This window comes from Kitasatospora sp. NPDC001664 (assembly GCF_053596675.1).
The window spans coordinates 44,042-57,295 of sequence record NZ_JBSFGS010000030.1 but is presented as its reverse complement, the minus strand read 5'-3'; the positions used below and the strand labels follow the sequence as shown (position 1 = coordinate 57,295).

General features: G+C 73.0%; 9 protein-coding genes. 8 read left to right on the top strand and 1 reads right to left on the bottom strand.

Annotated features, from left to right (window positions below; all coding sequences use genetic code 11):
* The first annotated feature begins 133 nt into the window (after positions 1–133).
* The 6 genes from ACWCYY_RS32670 (at position 134) to ftsH (ending at position 8,968) form a co-directional block, all read left to right on the top strand.
* Positions 134–1,459, top strand: coding sequence for an ammonium transporter (locus ACWCYY_RS32670; RefSeq protein ID WP_345285534.1), 1,326 nt, complete (start codon positions 134–136; stop codon positions 1,457–1,459).
* Positions 1,459–1,797: a P-II family nitrogen regulator gene (locus ACWCYY_RS32665; protein ID WP_345285536.1), complete on the top strand. Its 339-nt coding sequence runs from the start codon at positions 1,459–1,461 to the stop codon at positions 1,795–1,797. Before ACWCYY_RS32670 ends, ACWCYY_RS32665 begins: the two co-directional genes overlap by 1 nt.
* A gap of 264 nt (positions 1,798–2,061) precedes the next feature.
* Positions 2,062–4,608, top strand: coding sequence for a [protein-PII] uridylyltransferase (locus ACWCYY_RS32660; RefSeq protein WP_449798079.1), 2,547 nt, complete (start codon positions 2,062–2,064; stop codon positions 4,606–4,608).
* Positions 4,609–4,743: 135 nt separating this feature from the next.
* Positions 4,744–6,318 carry a signal recognition particle protein gene (gene ffh / locus ACWCYY_RS32655; protein WP_345285540.1) on the top strand — a complete coding sequence of 525 codons (1,575 nt, stop codon included), beginning with the start codon at positions 4,744–4,746 and terminating at the stop codon, positions 6,316–6,318.
* Between the two features lie 82 nt (positions 6,319–6,400).
* On the top strand, positions 6,401–6,937 hold the full coding sequence (locus ACWCYY_RS32650; RefSeq protein ID WP_345285541.1) for a GNAT family N-acetyltransferase: 537 nt from the start codon (positions 6,401–6,403) through the stop codon (positions 6,935–6,937).
* Positions 6,938–7,039: 102 nt separating this feature from the next.
* Positions 7,040–8,968 (top strand): ATP-dependent zinc metalloprotease FtsH, encoded by a 1,929-nt coding sequence (gene ftsH / locus ACWCYY_RS32645; RefSeq protein ID WP_345285542.1) that lies wholly within the window; start codon positions 7,040–7,042, stop codon positions 8,966–8,968.
* 189 nt (positions 8,969–9,157) lie between these two features.
* Here the strand turns inward: ftsH and ACWCYY_RS32640 are convergent, their stop codons facing one another.
* Positions 9,158–10,189, bottom strand: a complete 1,032-nt coding sequence (locus ACWCYY_RS32640; protein WP_449798078.1) for an SAM-dependent methyltransferase — start codon at positions 10,187–10,189, stop codon at positions 9,158–9,160.
* A 281-nt stretch (positions 10,190–10,470) separates the two neighbouring features.
* On the opposite strand from ACWCYY_RS32640, the gene proS reads away from it, so the two are divergent.
* A complete protein-coding gene (gene proS / locus ACWCYY_RS32635; protein ID WP_345285543.1) occupies positions 10,471–11,883 on the top strand; it encodes a proline--tRNA ligase in 1,413 nt (470 codons plus the stop codon).
* Between the two features lie 369 nt (positions 11,884–12,252).
* Positions 12,253–12,831, top strand: coding sequence for a hypothetical protein (locus ACWCYY_RS32630; RefSeq protein ID WP_345285545.1), 579 nt, complete (start codon positions 12,253–12,255; stop codon positions 12,829–12,831).
* Positions 12,832–13,254: the final 423 nt, after the last annotated feature.

Sequence of the window (13,254 nt, the reverse complement as noted above, 5' to 3'; positions counted from 1 at the left end):
ACGGCGGCGAAACACCGAGCCGCACTGGCCGAAATCCGCCTTCGGCACTCTCCTCCTCAACGCCGACACCCCGGGTGGCACGGGACAGGGATCCCGGGTGTGGAGCGGCTCTTGCACCCACGAGGAGACGCCGATGCCGGACGGCTTCAGCGCTGGCGACACCGCCTTCGTATTCATCTGTGCGGCCCTGGTCATGGTGATGACCCCGGGCCTGGCCTTCTTCTACGGAGGCATGGTCAGGGTCAAGAGCACCCTCAACATGCTGGTCATGAGCTTCGTATCGCTCGCGATCGTCAGCGTGCTGTGGGTCCTCTACGGCTACTCGCTGGCCTTCGGCCCGGACGCGGGCGCCGGTCTCATCGGCAACCTCGACTACCTGGGCATGCGCGGCATCGGCCTGAACGACCTCACCGGCACCATCCCGGTCACCGCGTTCTCCGCCTTCCAGCTGATGTTCGCGATCATCACCCCGGCGCTGATCAGCGGCGCCATCGCGGACCGAGCCAAGTTCGCCGCCTGGGGCCTCTTCGTGGCCCTCTGGGTCTCGGTGGTCTACTTCCCGGTCGCGCACTGGGTGTTCTTCTTCGACGGCGGCAACGGCGGCTGGCTCGGCGACCGCAACGGCGTGATCGACTTCGCCGGCGGCACCGCCGTCCACATCAACGCCGGTGCGGCGGGCCTCGCGCTCTGCCTGGTGCTCGGCAAGCGGATCGGCTTCAAGAAGGACCCGATGCGCCCGCACAGCCTGCCGCTGGTGATGCTCGGCTCCGGGCTGCTCTGGTTCGGCTGGTTCGGCTTCAACGCCGGCTCGGCGCTGGCCGCCAACGGCGTCGCCGGGATGGCCTTCGTCAACACCCAGGTGGCCACCGCCGCCGCGGTGCTCGGCTGGCTGGCCTACGAGAAGATCCGCCACGGCGCCTTCACCACGCTCGGCGCCGCCTCCGGCGCGGTGGCCGGCCTGGTCGCCATCACCCCCGCCTGCGGCTCCGTCAGCCCGCTCGGCGCGGTGGCCATCGGTCTCATCGCCGGTGTGGCCTGCGCCGCCGCGATCAGCCTCAAGTACCGCTGGGGCTTCGACGACTCGCTCGACGTGGTCGGCGTCCACCTGGTCGGCGGCGTCATCGGCTCGCTGCTGATCGGCCTCTTCGCCACCGGCCACGTCGGCCAGACCGCGCAGGGCCTGTTCTACGGCGGCGGCGTCGGCCAGCTCGGCAAGCAGGCGATGGGCGTGGTCGTGGTCGGCCTCTACTCCTTCGTGCTCTCCTGGCTGCTCGGCAAGGCGATCGACAAGACCATCGGCTTCCGGGTCTCCGAGGACGTCGAAGTGGCCGGCATCGACCAGGCCGAACACGCCGAGTCCGCCTACGACTTCAGCGCCGTCGGCGCCAGCCTGGGCCGCGCCTCCACCTCCGCCTCCACCGTCACCACCGCTCCGAAGAAGGCCGAGGTCGACGCCTGATGAAGCTCATCACCGCAGTCATCAAGCCGCACCGTCTGGACGAGGTCAAGAACGCCCTGCAGGCCTTCGGGGTGCACGGACTGACCGTCACCGAGGCCAGCGGGTACGGCCGCCAGCGGGGCCACACCGAGGTCTACCGGGGCGCCGAGTACACCGTCGACCTGGTGCCCAAGGTCCGGATCGAGGTCCTGGTCGAGGACGACATGGCCGACGACGTGGTGGAGGTCGTGGTGAAGGCTGCCCGCACCGGCAAGATCGGTGACGGCAAGGTCTGGAGCATCCCGGTCGACACCGCCGTCCGGGTGCGGACCGGCGAACGCGGCCCCGACGCGATCTAGCGGGACCGGAACGACCGGCATCATTCGAGAGCGGTGAGCGGCGCTCGAGGGCAGCGGTCGAGAGCGGCGGTCGAGGGCAGTGGTCGACGGCGGCGGTCGAGAGTGGCAACCGAGAGCAGCAACCGACGGTCCCAGGCGGGCCGGTGACCCCCGTGGTCGCCGGTCCGCCGGACGCGTATCCGGACCCGGGCGGGTCCGGCCGAGCCAGCAGCAGCCCGCCGCGGCAGGACAGCCGCGGCGGGCACCGACGGACGGGGAACCGACGTGACCACCACCGACCAGCCCTCCGACCACGCGGCCGCCCGCGCCCGGCTGCTCGACGAACCGGGCCTGACCGGCGCCGTCCGCCGCAAGGCACTGGCCCGGCTCGCCGACGACTGGCTGGCCGGCCTCTACGCCGCGGCCGGCGCGCCCTCCGGCTCCGCCCTGGTGGCCGTCGGCGGCTACGGCCGCGGCGAACTCTCCCCGCGCAGCGACCTTGACGTGCTGCTGCTCCACCGCGGCCCGCTCGACCCGGCCCTGCCCGAACGGATCTGGTACCCCGTCTGGGACGGTGGTGCCGCCCTCGACCACGCCGTCCGCACCCCCGCCGAGGCCCGCGCGGTGGCCGCCGACGACCTCAAGGCCCAACTCGGCCTGCTGGACGCCCGCCACCTGGCCGGGGACCCCGAGCTGACCGCCGACCTGCGCTCCGCCGTCCTGTCCGACTGGCGGGCAAGCGCCCCCAAACGGCTGCCCGAACTGCGCGCCTCCTGCCTCGAACGGGCCGAGCGCCACGGCGAGTTGGCCTTCCTGCTGGAGCCCGACCTGAAGGAGGCCCGGGGCGGCCTGCGGGACGTGGTGGCGCTCAACGCGATCGCCGCCAGCTGGCTGGCCGACGCCCCGCGGGACGGGCTGGAGGCCGCCGCCGAGCGGCTCGCCGACGTCCGCGACGCCCTCCACCTGACCACCGGCCGGGCCACCGAGCGGCTCGCCCTCCAGGAGCAGGACCAAGTCGCCGCCAGGCTCGGCGTGCTGGACGCGGACACCCTGCTGCGCCAGGTCTACGAGGCGGCCCGCACCATCTCCTACGCGGCGGACGTCACCTGGCGCTCCGTCGAACGGGTCCTGGCCGAACGGAGCGGGGGCGGCCGGGTCCGCCGCAGCCGGCTGTTCACCTTCGGCGGCGCCGGGCGGGGGAGCGGGGCGGCGGCCCGGGGCCAGGTCGGCCGGGCGAACAGCGCGGTGGCCCGGGGTGCGGTCGAGCGGACGCCGCTGGCGGAGGGCGTGGTCGAGCAGGACGGCGAGGCGGTGCTCGCCCAGTCCGCCCGGCCCGGCCAGGACCCGGTGCTGCCGCTGCGCGCCGCCGCCGCGGCCGCCCAGGCCGGGCTGACCGTCTCCTACGCCACCGTCCGCCGCCTCGCCGCCGAGGCCGCCCCGCTCCCGGTGCCCTGGCCGGACGAGGCCCGGGCCCAGCTGGTCACCCTGCTCGGCGCGGGCGAGGCGGCCGTGCCGGTCTGGGAGGCGTACGAGGCCGAGGGCCTGATCACCCGTCTGCTGCCGGACTGGGAGCGGGTGCGCTGCCGCCCGCAGCGCAACGCGGTGCACGTCTGGACGGTGGACCGGCACCTGATCGAGACCGCGGTGCGGGCCGCCGCGATGACCCGCCGGGTGGCCCGGCCCGACCTGCTGCTGGTCGCCGCGCTGCTGCACGACATCGGCAAGGGCTGGCCCGGCGACCACTCCGAGGCGGGCGAGGTGATCGTCCGGGACGTGGCCGCCCGGATGGGCTTCGACAAGGCCGACGTCGAGACCCTCGCGCTGCTGGTCCGGCACCACCTGACCCTGGTCGACACCGCCACCCGGCGGGACCCGGACGACCCGGCCACCGTGGAGCTGATCACGGAGGTGACCGGCACCCTCTCCCACCTGGAGCTGCTGCACGCGCTCACCGAGGCGGACGCCACCGCCACCGGGCCGGCCGCCTGGAGCAGCTGGCGGGCCTCGCTGGTGTCCGGTCTGGCCGGGCGGGCCGCCGCGCGGCTGACGGGGGCTCAGGAGCCGCTCGCGGAGCTCGGCTGGGCCTCGGGACCGACCGCCGAGCAGGAGCGCCTCGCGGTCGAGGCGGCCCGCACGGGCGAGCCCGCGCTCACCCTGCTGGCCCACACGCTGAACACCGGGACGGGCCTGGGGGGCGGCGCCGCCGGTGTGGCCGGTGTCGCCGGGACGGGCTCGGGGAGCGGCGCCTCCGAGCCGCTGGGAACCGAACCGATGGGGGTCGAGCTCACGCTGGCCCTGCCGGACCGGCCCGGCCTGCTCGGCACGGTGGCCGGGGTGCTGGCGCTGCACCGCCTGACGGTCCGTTCGGCCGGGCTGCGCGAGCTGGACCCGGCGGGGGCCGGGCCGGTGCTGCTGCTCGGCTGGACGGTGGCGGCCGAGTACGGCGAACTCCCGGAGGCGGCCCGGCTGCGGGCCGACCTGCGGCGCGCACTGGACGGCTCGCTGGACGTCACCAGGAAGCTGGCGGAGCGCGACGCCGCCGCCCCGCGCCGCCGGGGGATCACCACTCCGCCGCCGGTCGTCACCGTCGCGCCGGGCGGGGCGTCCAGCACCGCGACGGTGCTGGAGGTGCGTGCGCACGACGCCCCCGGGCTGCTGCACCGGATCGGCCGGGCGCTGGACGGGGCGGGCGCCCGGGTCCGCACCGCGCACGTCTCCACCCTGGGGGCGGAGGCGGTGGACGCCTTCTACCTGACCGACCCGGCGGGCGGTCCGCTGACGGTGGAGCGGGCGCGGGAGGTGGCGGCGGCGGTGCAGTCGGCCCTGTCGTGAACGGGCCCCGCCGGCCGCTCGACCGCCGCTTCCGACGACCGCTTCCGACCGGGTGGGGACCGTTGGAGTGGTGGCCGGATACCCTGGGGGCGACGACAGTACCCGTACCGATGCCGCAAGGGACCCGCGACCGACGTGTTCGACACTCTCTCCGACCGCCTCGCAGCGACGTTCAAGAACCTCCGGGGCAAGGGCCGCCTCAGTGAGGCGGACATCGACGCCACCGCCCGCGAGATCCGGATCGCCCTGCTCGAGGCGGACGTCGCGCTGCCCGTGGTGCGCGCCTTCATCGCGCGGATCAAGGAGCGCGCGACCGGCGCGGAGGTCTCCGGCGCGCTCAACCCCGCGCAGCAGGTCATCAAGATCGTCAACGAGGAGCTCATCGCCATCCTCGGTGGCGAGACCCGCCGCCTGAAGTACGCCAAGTCCGGCCCGACCGTGATCATGCTGGCCGGTCTCCAGGGTGCCGGTAAGACCACCCTGGCCGGAAAGCTCGGCCACTGGCTCAAGGCGCAGAAGCACACCCCGCTCCTGGTGGCCTGTGACCTCCAGCGCCCCAACGCCGTCACCCAGCTCGAGGTGATGGCCGGCCGGGCCGGCGTCGCCTTCTACGGCCCGCAGCCGGGCAACGGCGTCGGCGACCCGGTGCAGGTGGCCCGCGACTCGATCGAGTACGCGAAGCAGAAGCAGTTCGACGTGGTCATCGTCGACACCGCCGGCCGCCTCGGCATCGACGCCGAGCTGATGCAGCAGGCCGCCGACATCCGGGCCGCGATCAACCCGGACGAGGTCCTGTTCGTGGTCGACGCCATGGTCGGCCAGGACGCGGTCACCACCGCCCAGGCCTTCCTCGACGGCGTCGACTTCACCGGCGTGGTGCTCTCCAAGCTGGACGGCGACGCGCGCGGTGGTGCGGCCCTCTCGGTCGCCCATGTGACCGGCCGTCAGATCATGTTCGCCTCCAACGGCGAGAAGGTCGACGAGTTCGACGCCTTCCACCCGGACCGGATGGCCTCGCGCATCCTCGGCATGGGCGACATGCTCTCCCTGATCGAGAAGGCCGAGCAGACCTTCTCGCAGGCCGAGGCCGAGAAGATGGCCGCCAAGCTGCGCGGCGGTCCGAAGGCCTTCACGCTGGACGACTTCCTGTCCCAGCTGGAGCAGGTCCAGAAGATGGGCTCGATCTCCAAGCTGCTCGGCATGCTGCCGGGCATGGGCCAGATCCGGGACCAGATCAACAACATCGACGACAAGGACGTCAACCGGGTCGGCGCGATCATCAAGTCGATGACCCCGGTCGAGCGGGCCGAGCCGGAGCTGATCAACGGCTCCCGCCGGGCCCGCATCGCCAAGGGCTCGGGCGTCCAGGTCGGCGAGGTGAAGAACCTGGTCGAGCGGTTCTTCGAGGCCCGCAAGATGATGTCCGCGATGGCCTCCGGCAAGGGCATGCCCGGCATGCCGGGGATCCCCGGGATGGGCGGCGGCGGCAAGAAGTCCGCCAAGAAGGCCCAGCCGGCCAAGGGCAAGCGCAAGAGCGGCAACCCGCTCAAGCGGGCCCAGGAGGAGGCGGCCGCGGCGGAGCGCAAGGCGCTCGGCGCGGGTGCCGGTGCGGGCGACGCCGCGCAGGCCCCGGGCGGTGCCTTCGGGCTCGGCGCGGGCAAGGGCCCGGCCGACTTCGAGCTCCCCAAGGAGTTCAAGGACCTGCTCTGACCCGCTGCGGACGTTCCGTCCGAGTCGGTCCGAGGGCGAGTTTCCGACGGCCCGTCACCCCTTCCGGTGGCGGGCCGTCGCCATGCCCGATGATGGTGCCGTGCGAGTGGAGATCCGGGCCCCCAGGGCGGCAGACGCAGGACCGTACGCGGCGGCGGTCCGCCGCTCCGCCGAGCACGTCGGGCGGTGGAACCCGGTGGAGCCGGACGGCCTCCCCGAGCTGCTCGGCCGTCAGGGGCCGGGGCTGCGCACCTTCCTGATCCTCGAGCGGGACAGCGGTGGACTGGTCGGCAAGTGCAACGTGGCCAACATCGTCATGGGCCGCTTCTGCAACGCCGCCCTCGGCTACGACTCCTACCTCCCCTACGCGGGGACGGGGCTGATGAGCGAAGGCATGCGGCTGGTGGTGGACCGCTGCTTCGCCGGGCAGGTGGACGGCGGGCTCGGGCTGCACCGGCTCGAGATCAACGTCCAGCCGGAGAACGAGCGCTCGATCGCGCTGGCGCGGCGGCTGGGGTTCCGGCACGAGGGCTTCACGCCGCGGATGCTCTTCCTGGGCGGGGCCTGGCGGGACCACGAGCGCTTCGCGCTGACGGCGGAGGAGTGGCCGGGGGTCTGACCCCGGGCCGCCTGACTCCATGTCGTCTGACCCCGGGTCAGGCCTGCGGGGCGCGGCGTTGCGTCTTGGTCGGCCCGTCCGGATGTCCGTATTGTCCGATGGGTGAGCAATCCCGTACCGCCCCGTCAGACCCCCGACCAGCCCTGGCGGTCCGAGGGCGCACCGCCTCCGCCGACGCCGAAGAAGAAGATGCCCGGTGGCTGGGCCGGCATGCTCCTCACCGCGCTCGCCGTCTTCCTGCTCGCCGAACTGCTGCTGAACACCTTCGGTGGCGGGGGCGGCACGACCATCTCCTACACCGAGTTCCGCAATCAGCTCGGCAAGGGCAACATCACCCAGATCTACTCCAAGGGCGACGCCATCGAGGGCACCCTCAAGGCGGCCGCGCCCAAGCCGGACGGCGCCAAGGGGAACTACACCGACTTCACCACCCAGCGCCCGGCCTTCGCCGACGACGGACTCTGGAACACCCTCCAGCAGCAGGGCGTCACCGTCACCGCCGAACCGGTGGTGCAGCAGCGCAGCTTCCTGGCCAACCTGCTGATCTCGCTCGCCCCGATGCTGCTGCTGGTGTTGATCTGGGTGCTGCTGGCCCGCCGGATGGCGGGCGGGATGGGCGGTGCCGGAGGGTTCGGCAAGAAGGCCCCGCCGAAGCCGGTCAACCCGGACGAGGGGAAGCGCACCACCTTCGCCGACGTGGCCGGCATCGACGAGGTCGAGGCCGAACTCAGCGAGGTGGTCGACTTCCTGAAGAACCCGCAGGAGTACCGCAAGCTCGGCGCCAAGATGCCGCGCGGCGTGCTGCTCACCGGTCCGCCCGGCACCGGCAAGACCCTGCTGGCCCGGGCCGTGGCCGGGGAGGCGAACGTGCCGTTCTTCTCCGCCTCCGCCTCCGAGTTCATCGAGATGATCGTCGGCGTCGGTGCCTCGCGGGTCCGGGAGCTGTTCGCCGAGGCGCGGAAGGTGGCGCCGGCGATCATCTTCATCGACGAGATCGACACCATCGGCCGTCAGCGGGGCGGGGGCGGCGGGATGGGCGGCCACGACGAACGCGAGCAGACGCTCAATCAGATCCTCACCGAGATGGACGGCTTCTCCGGCTCCGAGGGCGTCATCGTGATCGCGGCCACCAACCGCGCCGAGGTCCTCGACCCGGCGCTGCTGCGGCCCGGCCGCTTCGACCGCCGGATCACCGTCAGCCCGCCCGACCGGGACGGCCGGGTGGAGATCCTCAAGATCCACACCCGGACGGTGCCGCTCGGCTCCGACGCCGACCTCACCCAGCTGGCCAAGGTCACCCCCGGCATGACCGGCGCCGAACTCGCCAACCTGGTCAACGAGGCCGCCCTGCTCGCGGTCAAGCGCAAGCAGGACCGGGTCGGGGCCGACGACCTCTCGGACGCGCTGGAGAAGGTCCAGCTGGGCGCCGTCCGTCCGCTGGTGATGCCGCAGGGCGAGCGCGAGCGCACCGCGTTCCACGAGAGCGGCCACGCCCTGCTGGGCATGCTCCAGCCCGGCGCCGACCCCGTCCGCAAGATCACCATCGTGCCGCGCGGCCGGGCCCTGGGCGTCACCCTCTCCACCCCCGACACCGACCGCTACTCGTACACCGAGCCGTACCTGCGCGGCCGGATCATCGGCGCGCTCGGCGGCATGGCGGCCGAGCAGGTGGTCTACGGCGTCATCACCACGGGCGCCGAGAGCGACCTGGAGCAGGTCACCAACATCGCGCGGGGGATGGCCGGCCGCTGGGGCATGAGCGAACGGGTCGGCCGGCTCACCGCCGTCCCCAGCGACACCCAGGGCGCCTACGGGCTCTCCGCCGCGCCGACCACCCTGGACGCGGTGGACGAGGAGGCCCGCCGGATCGTCGCCGAGTGCTACGAGGAGGCCATCCGGCTGCTCAACGTGCACCGCGGCCAGCTGGACGCCCTGGCCGCCGCGCTGCTGGAGGCCGAGACCCTCGACGAGGAGGCCGCGTACCGGGCGGCGGGGGTGGCCCGCAACGCCAAGGAGCTGGACCGCAGCTGACGGTCCGTGGAACGTGTGCCCCGGTCCGGGAAGGGACCGGGGCACACTCCTGTCCGCCGACGGCCCGTGGTCCGCCGCCGCTGCCCGTGGGGCTCGGACGCTTGCCCGTGGGTCTCGGACGCTGCGGGCGGGGCGGGGCGGGGCGGGGCGGGGCGGGGCGGCGCGGGGCGGGGCCGGTCGGGGGTGGGCTCAGGCGCGTTCGCCGACCACGTAGCGGAACAGGTTGGTCATCCGGACCGAGGCGTCCGGGAGGACGAACGGGTGCAGCGCCTCCTCCAGCTCCTTCGCGACCAGGGTCCCGCCCGACTCCGCCAGGGCGGCGTCGAACAGCCCGGTGGAGAGCAGCCCGCGCACCGCGCTCTCCAGGTCGGGATAGGCGAACGGGCAGGACACCCGGCCGCCCCCGGCCGGGCGCAGACCGGCGCGGAACAGCAGCGACTCGAGACCCCCGGGCGCGCTCAGCGCGAACGGCCCCGGCAGCAGCCCGGCCCGCACCGCCGGCCCGGAGCCGGCCAGCCGCTGCCCCAGCTCCAGCACGGACGCGCTCTCGCAGCGCTCCGCCGGGCCCCAGGCCGCCAGCACCAGCTGACCGCCCGTCAGCACGCGCCGGGCCGCGGCCTCCACCAGCAGGCCGGGGGCGCGCGTGGTCTGCAACTGCTCGAAGACCGTCACGAGGGAGTGCGCCGAGCGGGCGACGGGTTCCGCCGTCCGGGTGCCGGGGCGGTGGTCCGGGTGGGCGCCGGGACGGGTGCTCAGGTGGGCACCGGAACTGGTGCCGGGGTGAGCGCCGGGATGGGCACCGGCGTGAGCGCCGGAGTGGGTGCCGGTGCCGCTGCGGGTGCCAGGGTGGGTGCCGGGGTGGGCGTCCGGCCTCGCGGCCGGACGGGTGCCGGTGGCGGGTTCCTGGTGCACCGTCAGGCCACGGGCGGTGGCCAGCTCGCGCAGCTCGGGGTCGGCCTCGGCGCCGGCCACCTGCGCGCCGCGCTCTGCGGCCAGCAGCAGGGCCAGCCCGGAGCGGCAGCCGATGCCGAGCAGGCTGGTCGCCGGGCCGACCTCCAACCGCTCGTACACGGCCTGGTAGAGCGGTACCAGCATCCGTTCCTGGATCTCCGCCCAGTCACGGGCCCGGTTGGTCCGGCCGAGTCGGCCGTCCGGGGCGTGGGGGCGTAGCCAGTCCGGAGTCGCCTCCGAGGTCGTGCCGGTCAACTGCGCCGAAGCCATCTCGGCCTCCATCCGGTCCTTGGGTCACCACAGGGTCGCCGCATCGAAAATCAACCCCCCAAAGTCCCGCCCCGACACCAGCGAACAGCCGTCGGGCCCCGGCGTCCAGAGGGGTACGGGGTGGTGTCCCGCCACATGGGTGATGCGCCCCCGGTGCGCCCTCCCGAGCGCCGTCCGACGGCCCGTCAGCCGGACGGCTGGTCAGTCGGCCGGTGGCCGACCGCAGCTGGCAGGTGAAACGGATTCACGGTCCGGGGCCCACTCCCCGTACCATCTGCCCCATGGCTAAGGCACCCGTGCTCACTCCCCAGGCGGACGACTTCCCGCGTTGGTACCAGGACCTCATCAACAAGGCCGAGCTGGCCGACAACGGCCCGGTCCGCGGCACCATGGTCATCCGACCGTACGGCTACGGCCTGTGGGAGCGGATGCAGCAGGAGATGGACGCCCGGATCAAGAAGGCGGGCGCGCAGAACGCCTACTTCCCGATGTTCATCCCGCAGTCGTACCTGACCAAGGAGGCCGAGCACGTCGAGGGCTTCGCCCCCGAGCTCGCGGTGGTCACCCACGGCGGCGGCAAGGAGCTCGAGGAGCCGGTCGTCGTCCGGCCGACCTCCGAGACCATCATCAACGAGTACTTCTCCAAGTGGGTGCAGAGCCACCGCGACCTGCCGCTGCTCATCAACCAGTGGGCCAACGTCGTCCGTTGGGAGCTGCGCCCGCGCGTCTTCCTGCGCACCACCGAGTTCCTCTGGCAGGAGGGCCACACGGCCCACGCGACCTACGAGGACGCCCGCGCCTACGCGTCGATGATCCACACCGAGGTCTACGGCGACTTCATGACCAACGTGCTCGGCATCGACGTGGTGCTCGGCCGCAAGACCGCCAAGGAGCGCTTCGCCGGCGCGATCAACACCCTCACCCTCGAGGGCATGATGGGCGACGGCAAGGCGCTGCAGATGGGCACCAGCCACGAGCTGGGCCAGAACTTCGCGAAGGCGTTCAACACCACGTACCAGCTGCAGGGCGCCGAGCGCGAGCACGTCTGGCAGACCTCCTGGGGCGTCTCGACCCGCATGGTCGGTGGCCTGATCATGTCCCACGGCGACGACAACGGACTGCGCGTCCCGCCGCGCCTGGCCGCCGTGCAGGCCGTGGTGCTCGCCATCAAGGGCGACGACGCGGTGTTGGCCAAGGTCCGTGAGATCGGCGCCCAGCTGGAGGCGGCCGGCGTGCGGGTGGTCGTGGACGACCGCACCGACACCCCGTTCGGCCGCCGCGCTGTGGACTGGGAGCTCAAGGGCGTCCCGGTCCGCATCGAGGTCGGCCCGCGCGACCTGGAGAACGGCACCGCGATGCTGGCCCGCCGCATCCCCGGTGGCAAGGAGCCGGTCTCGATCGACGGCCTGGCGGCGCTGCTGCCCGGCATCCTCGAGGAGGACCAGGACCTGCTGCTCCGTCAGTCGCGCGAGCGCCGGCTGTCCCGCACCGTCGAGGTCTCCAACCTCGACGAGGCGGTCGAGGCCGCGGCCACCGGCTGGGGCCGGATCTCCTGGGCCGAGCTCGGCCCGGAGGGCGAGGCCAAGCTGGCCGAGCAGGGCGTCTCGGTCCGCTGCATCGTCGCCGCCGACGGCTCCGTCCCGCTGACGGACGACCAGGAGGGCAACGTCGCGATCGTGGCCCGGGCGTACTGAGTTCGCTTCTTCCCGGCACCCAGAACGTGACTTATGCAGTGCGAATGTTCTACCGCCGACTGACTGTCTGGTGAGACTACTGACCGGTCAACTCCCGGTCGTGGTGAACTAGCGGTACGGTATACGGCCCGTGGCCCTGTCAATTCTCGACACCGCCACGGGCCGTTCGCCGCAAGGGGAGCAACCGCTCCCGGGCGATAGCCGAGAGCCTGGCGAGGTTCGCCGGGCCCAAAGTTGCAGGGGGTTGGTCTTGCGTCAGATACAGGCAGCGCAATTCGCGCACGGCAGTGCATTCCTGAAAGTTCGCTGGGAATTCCCCGTGAACGGGAACTCGCGGAACATCGGCTCTCACTGCATCGTTGGTCTAGCGTGAGCACGACACAGCCTCTCGTCCTGGCGGCCGAACTGGCCGCCGCCTGGAGCGACATCCAGGCCCACCATCAGGACCTCCCCGACCTGGCCTCGCCCGAGGCGCTGATCGGCGAGTCCTCCTCGGCCTGCGGCACCCAGCTCGGCTTCGAGCGACTGCTGCACGAAGCCGCCCACGGCCTCGCCGCCGCCCGGGACATCCGGGACACCTCGCGAGCCGGCCGCTACCACAACCGCCGCTTCCTGATGCTCGCCTCCGAGCTCGGCCTGGCCCACCCGATCGAGCCGCACGCCAGCAGCGGCTTCTCGCAGGTGACCATGCTGTCGGAGACGCAGGAGCGCTACTCCGAGACGATCGAGCGCCTCGACCGCGCCCTCGGTGCGCACCAGCTCGCCGTCAACGGCGAGGGCGGGCACCGCGCGTTCCGCGGACCGGCCGCTCGGCACGGCTCCTCCGGGGGCGGCGTCCGCGTCAAGGCGATCTGCGGTTGCGGCCGCAACGTCCGGGTGGTGCCGTCGGTGCTCGCCCAGGCGTCGATCGTCTGCGGCGCCTGCCAGCAGCCGTTCCGGATCGCCTGAGCACCGGGGCGCTCAACCGCAGCCGGTCGGGGGGTGGCCATCCGTTGCCAGGCGGATGAGCCGTACGTACCGCGCTGCTCGCACGCGGGGCCGATGGCCCCGGTGGTTTCACAGGTCCGCAGGTTCGCGGATCCGCAGGTGTGCAGTTCCGAAGGTTCGGTAGTCCCGCAGTCCCGTAGTACTCGCAGCGCCGTACAACCTGCACTGCTCGTGGTGTGCAGTGCCTGTCGTGCCGAGATTCGGCTCAACCGAGGGCGGGGGCCCTCGGTCGGGCCGACCGGCGCGGACCCCGGTCGGGCGCGCCGTCGGCGTGTGGCAGAATGGACAGCTGAGTACTCGGCAGCCGAGCAGGACCCCTCTCTCCTACGGCTGGCGTGTCCCTTGAACGGCCCACCTCGCAACCCCACGCGACGGAAGTGGCCG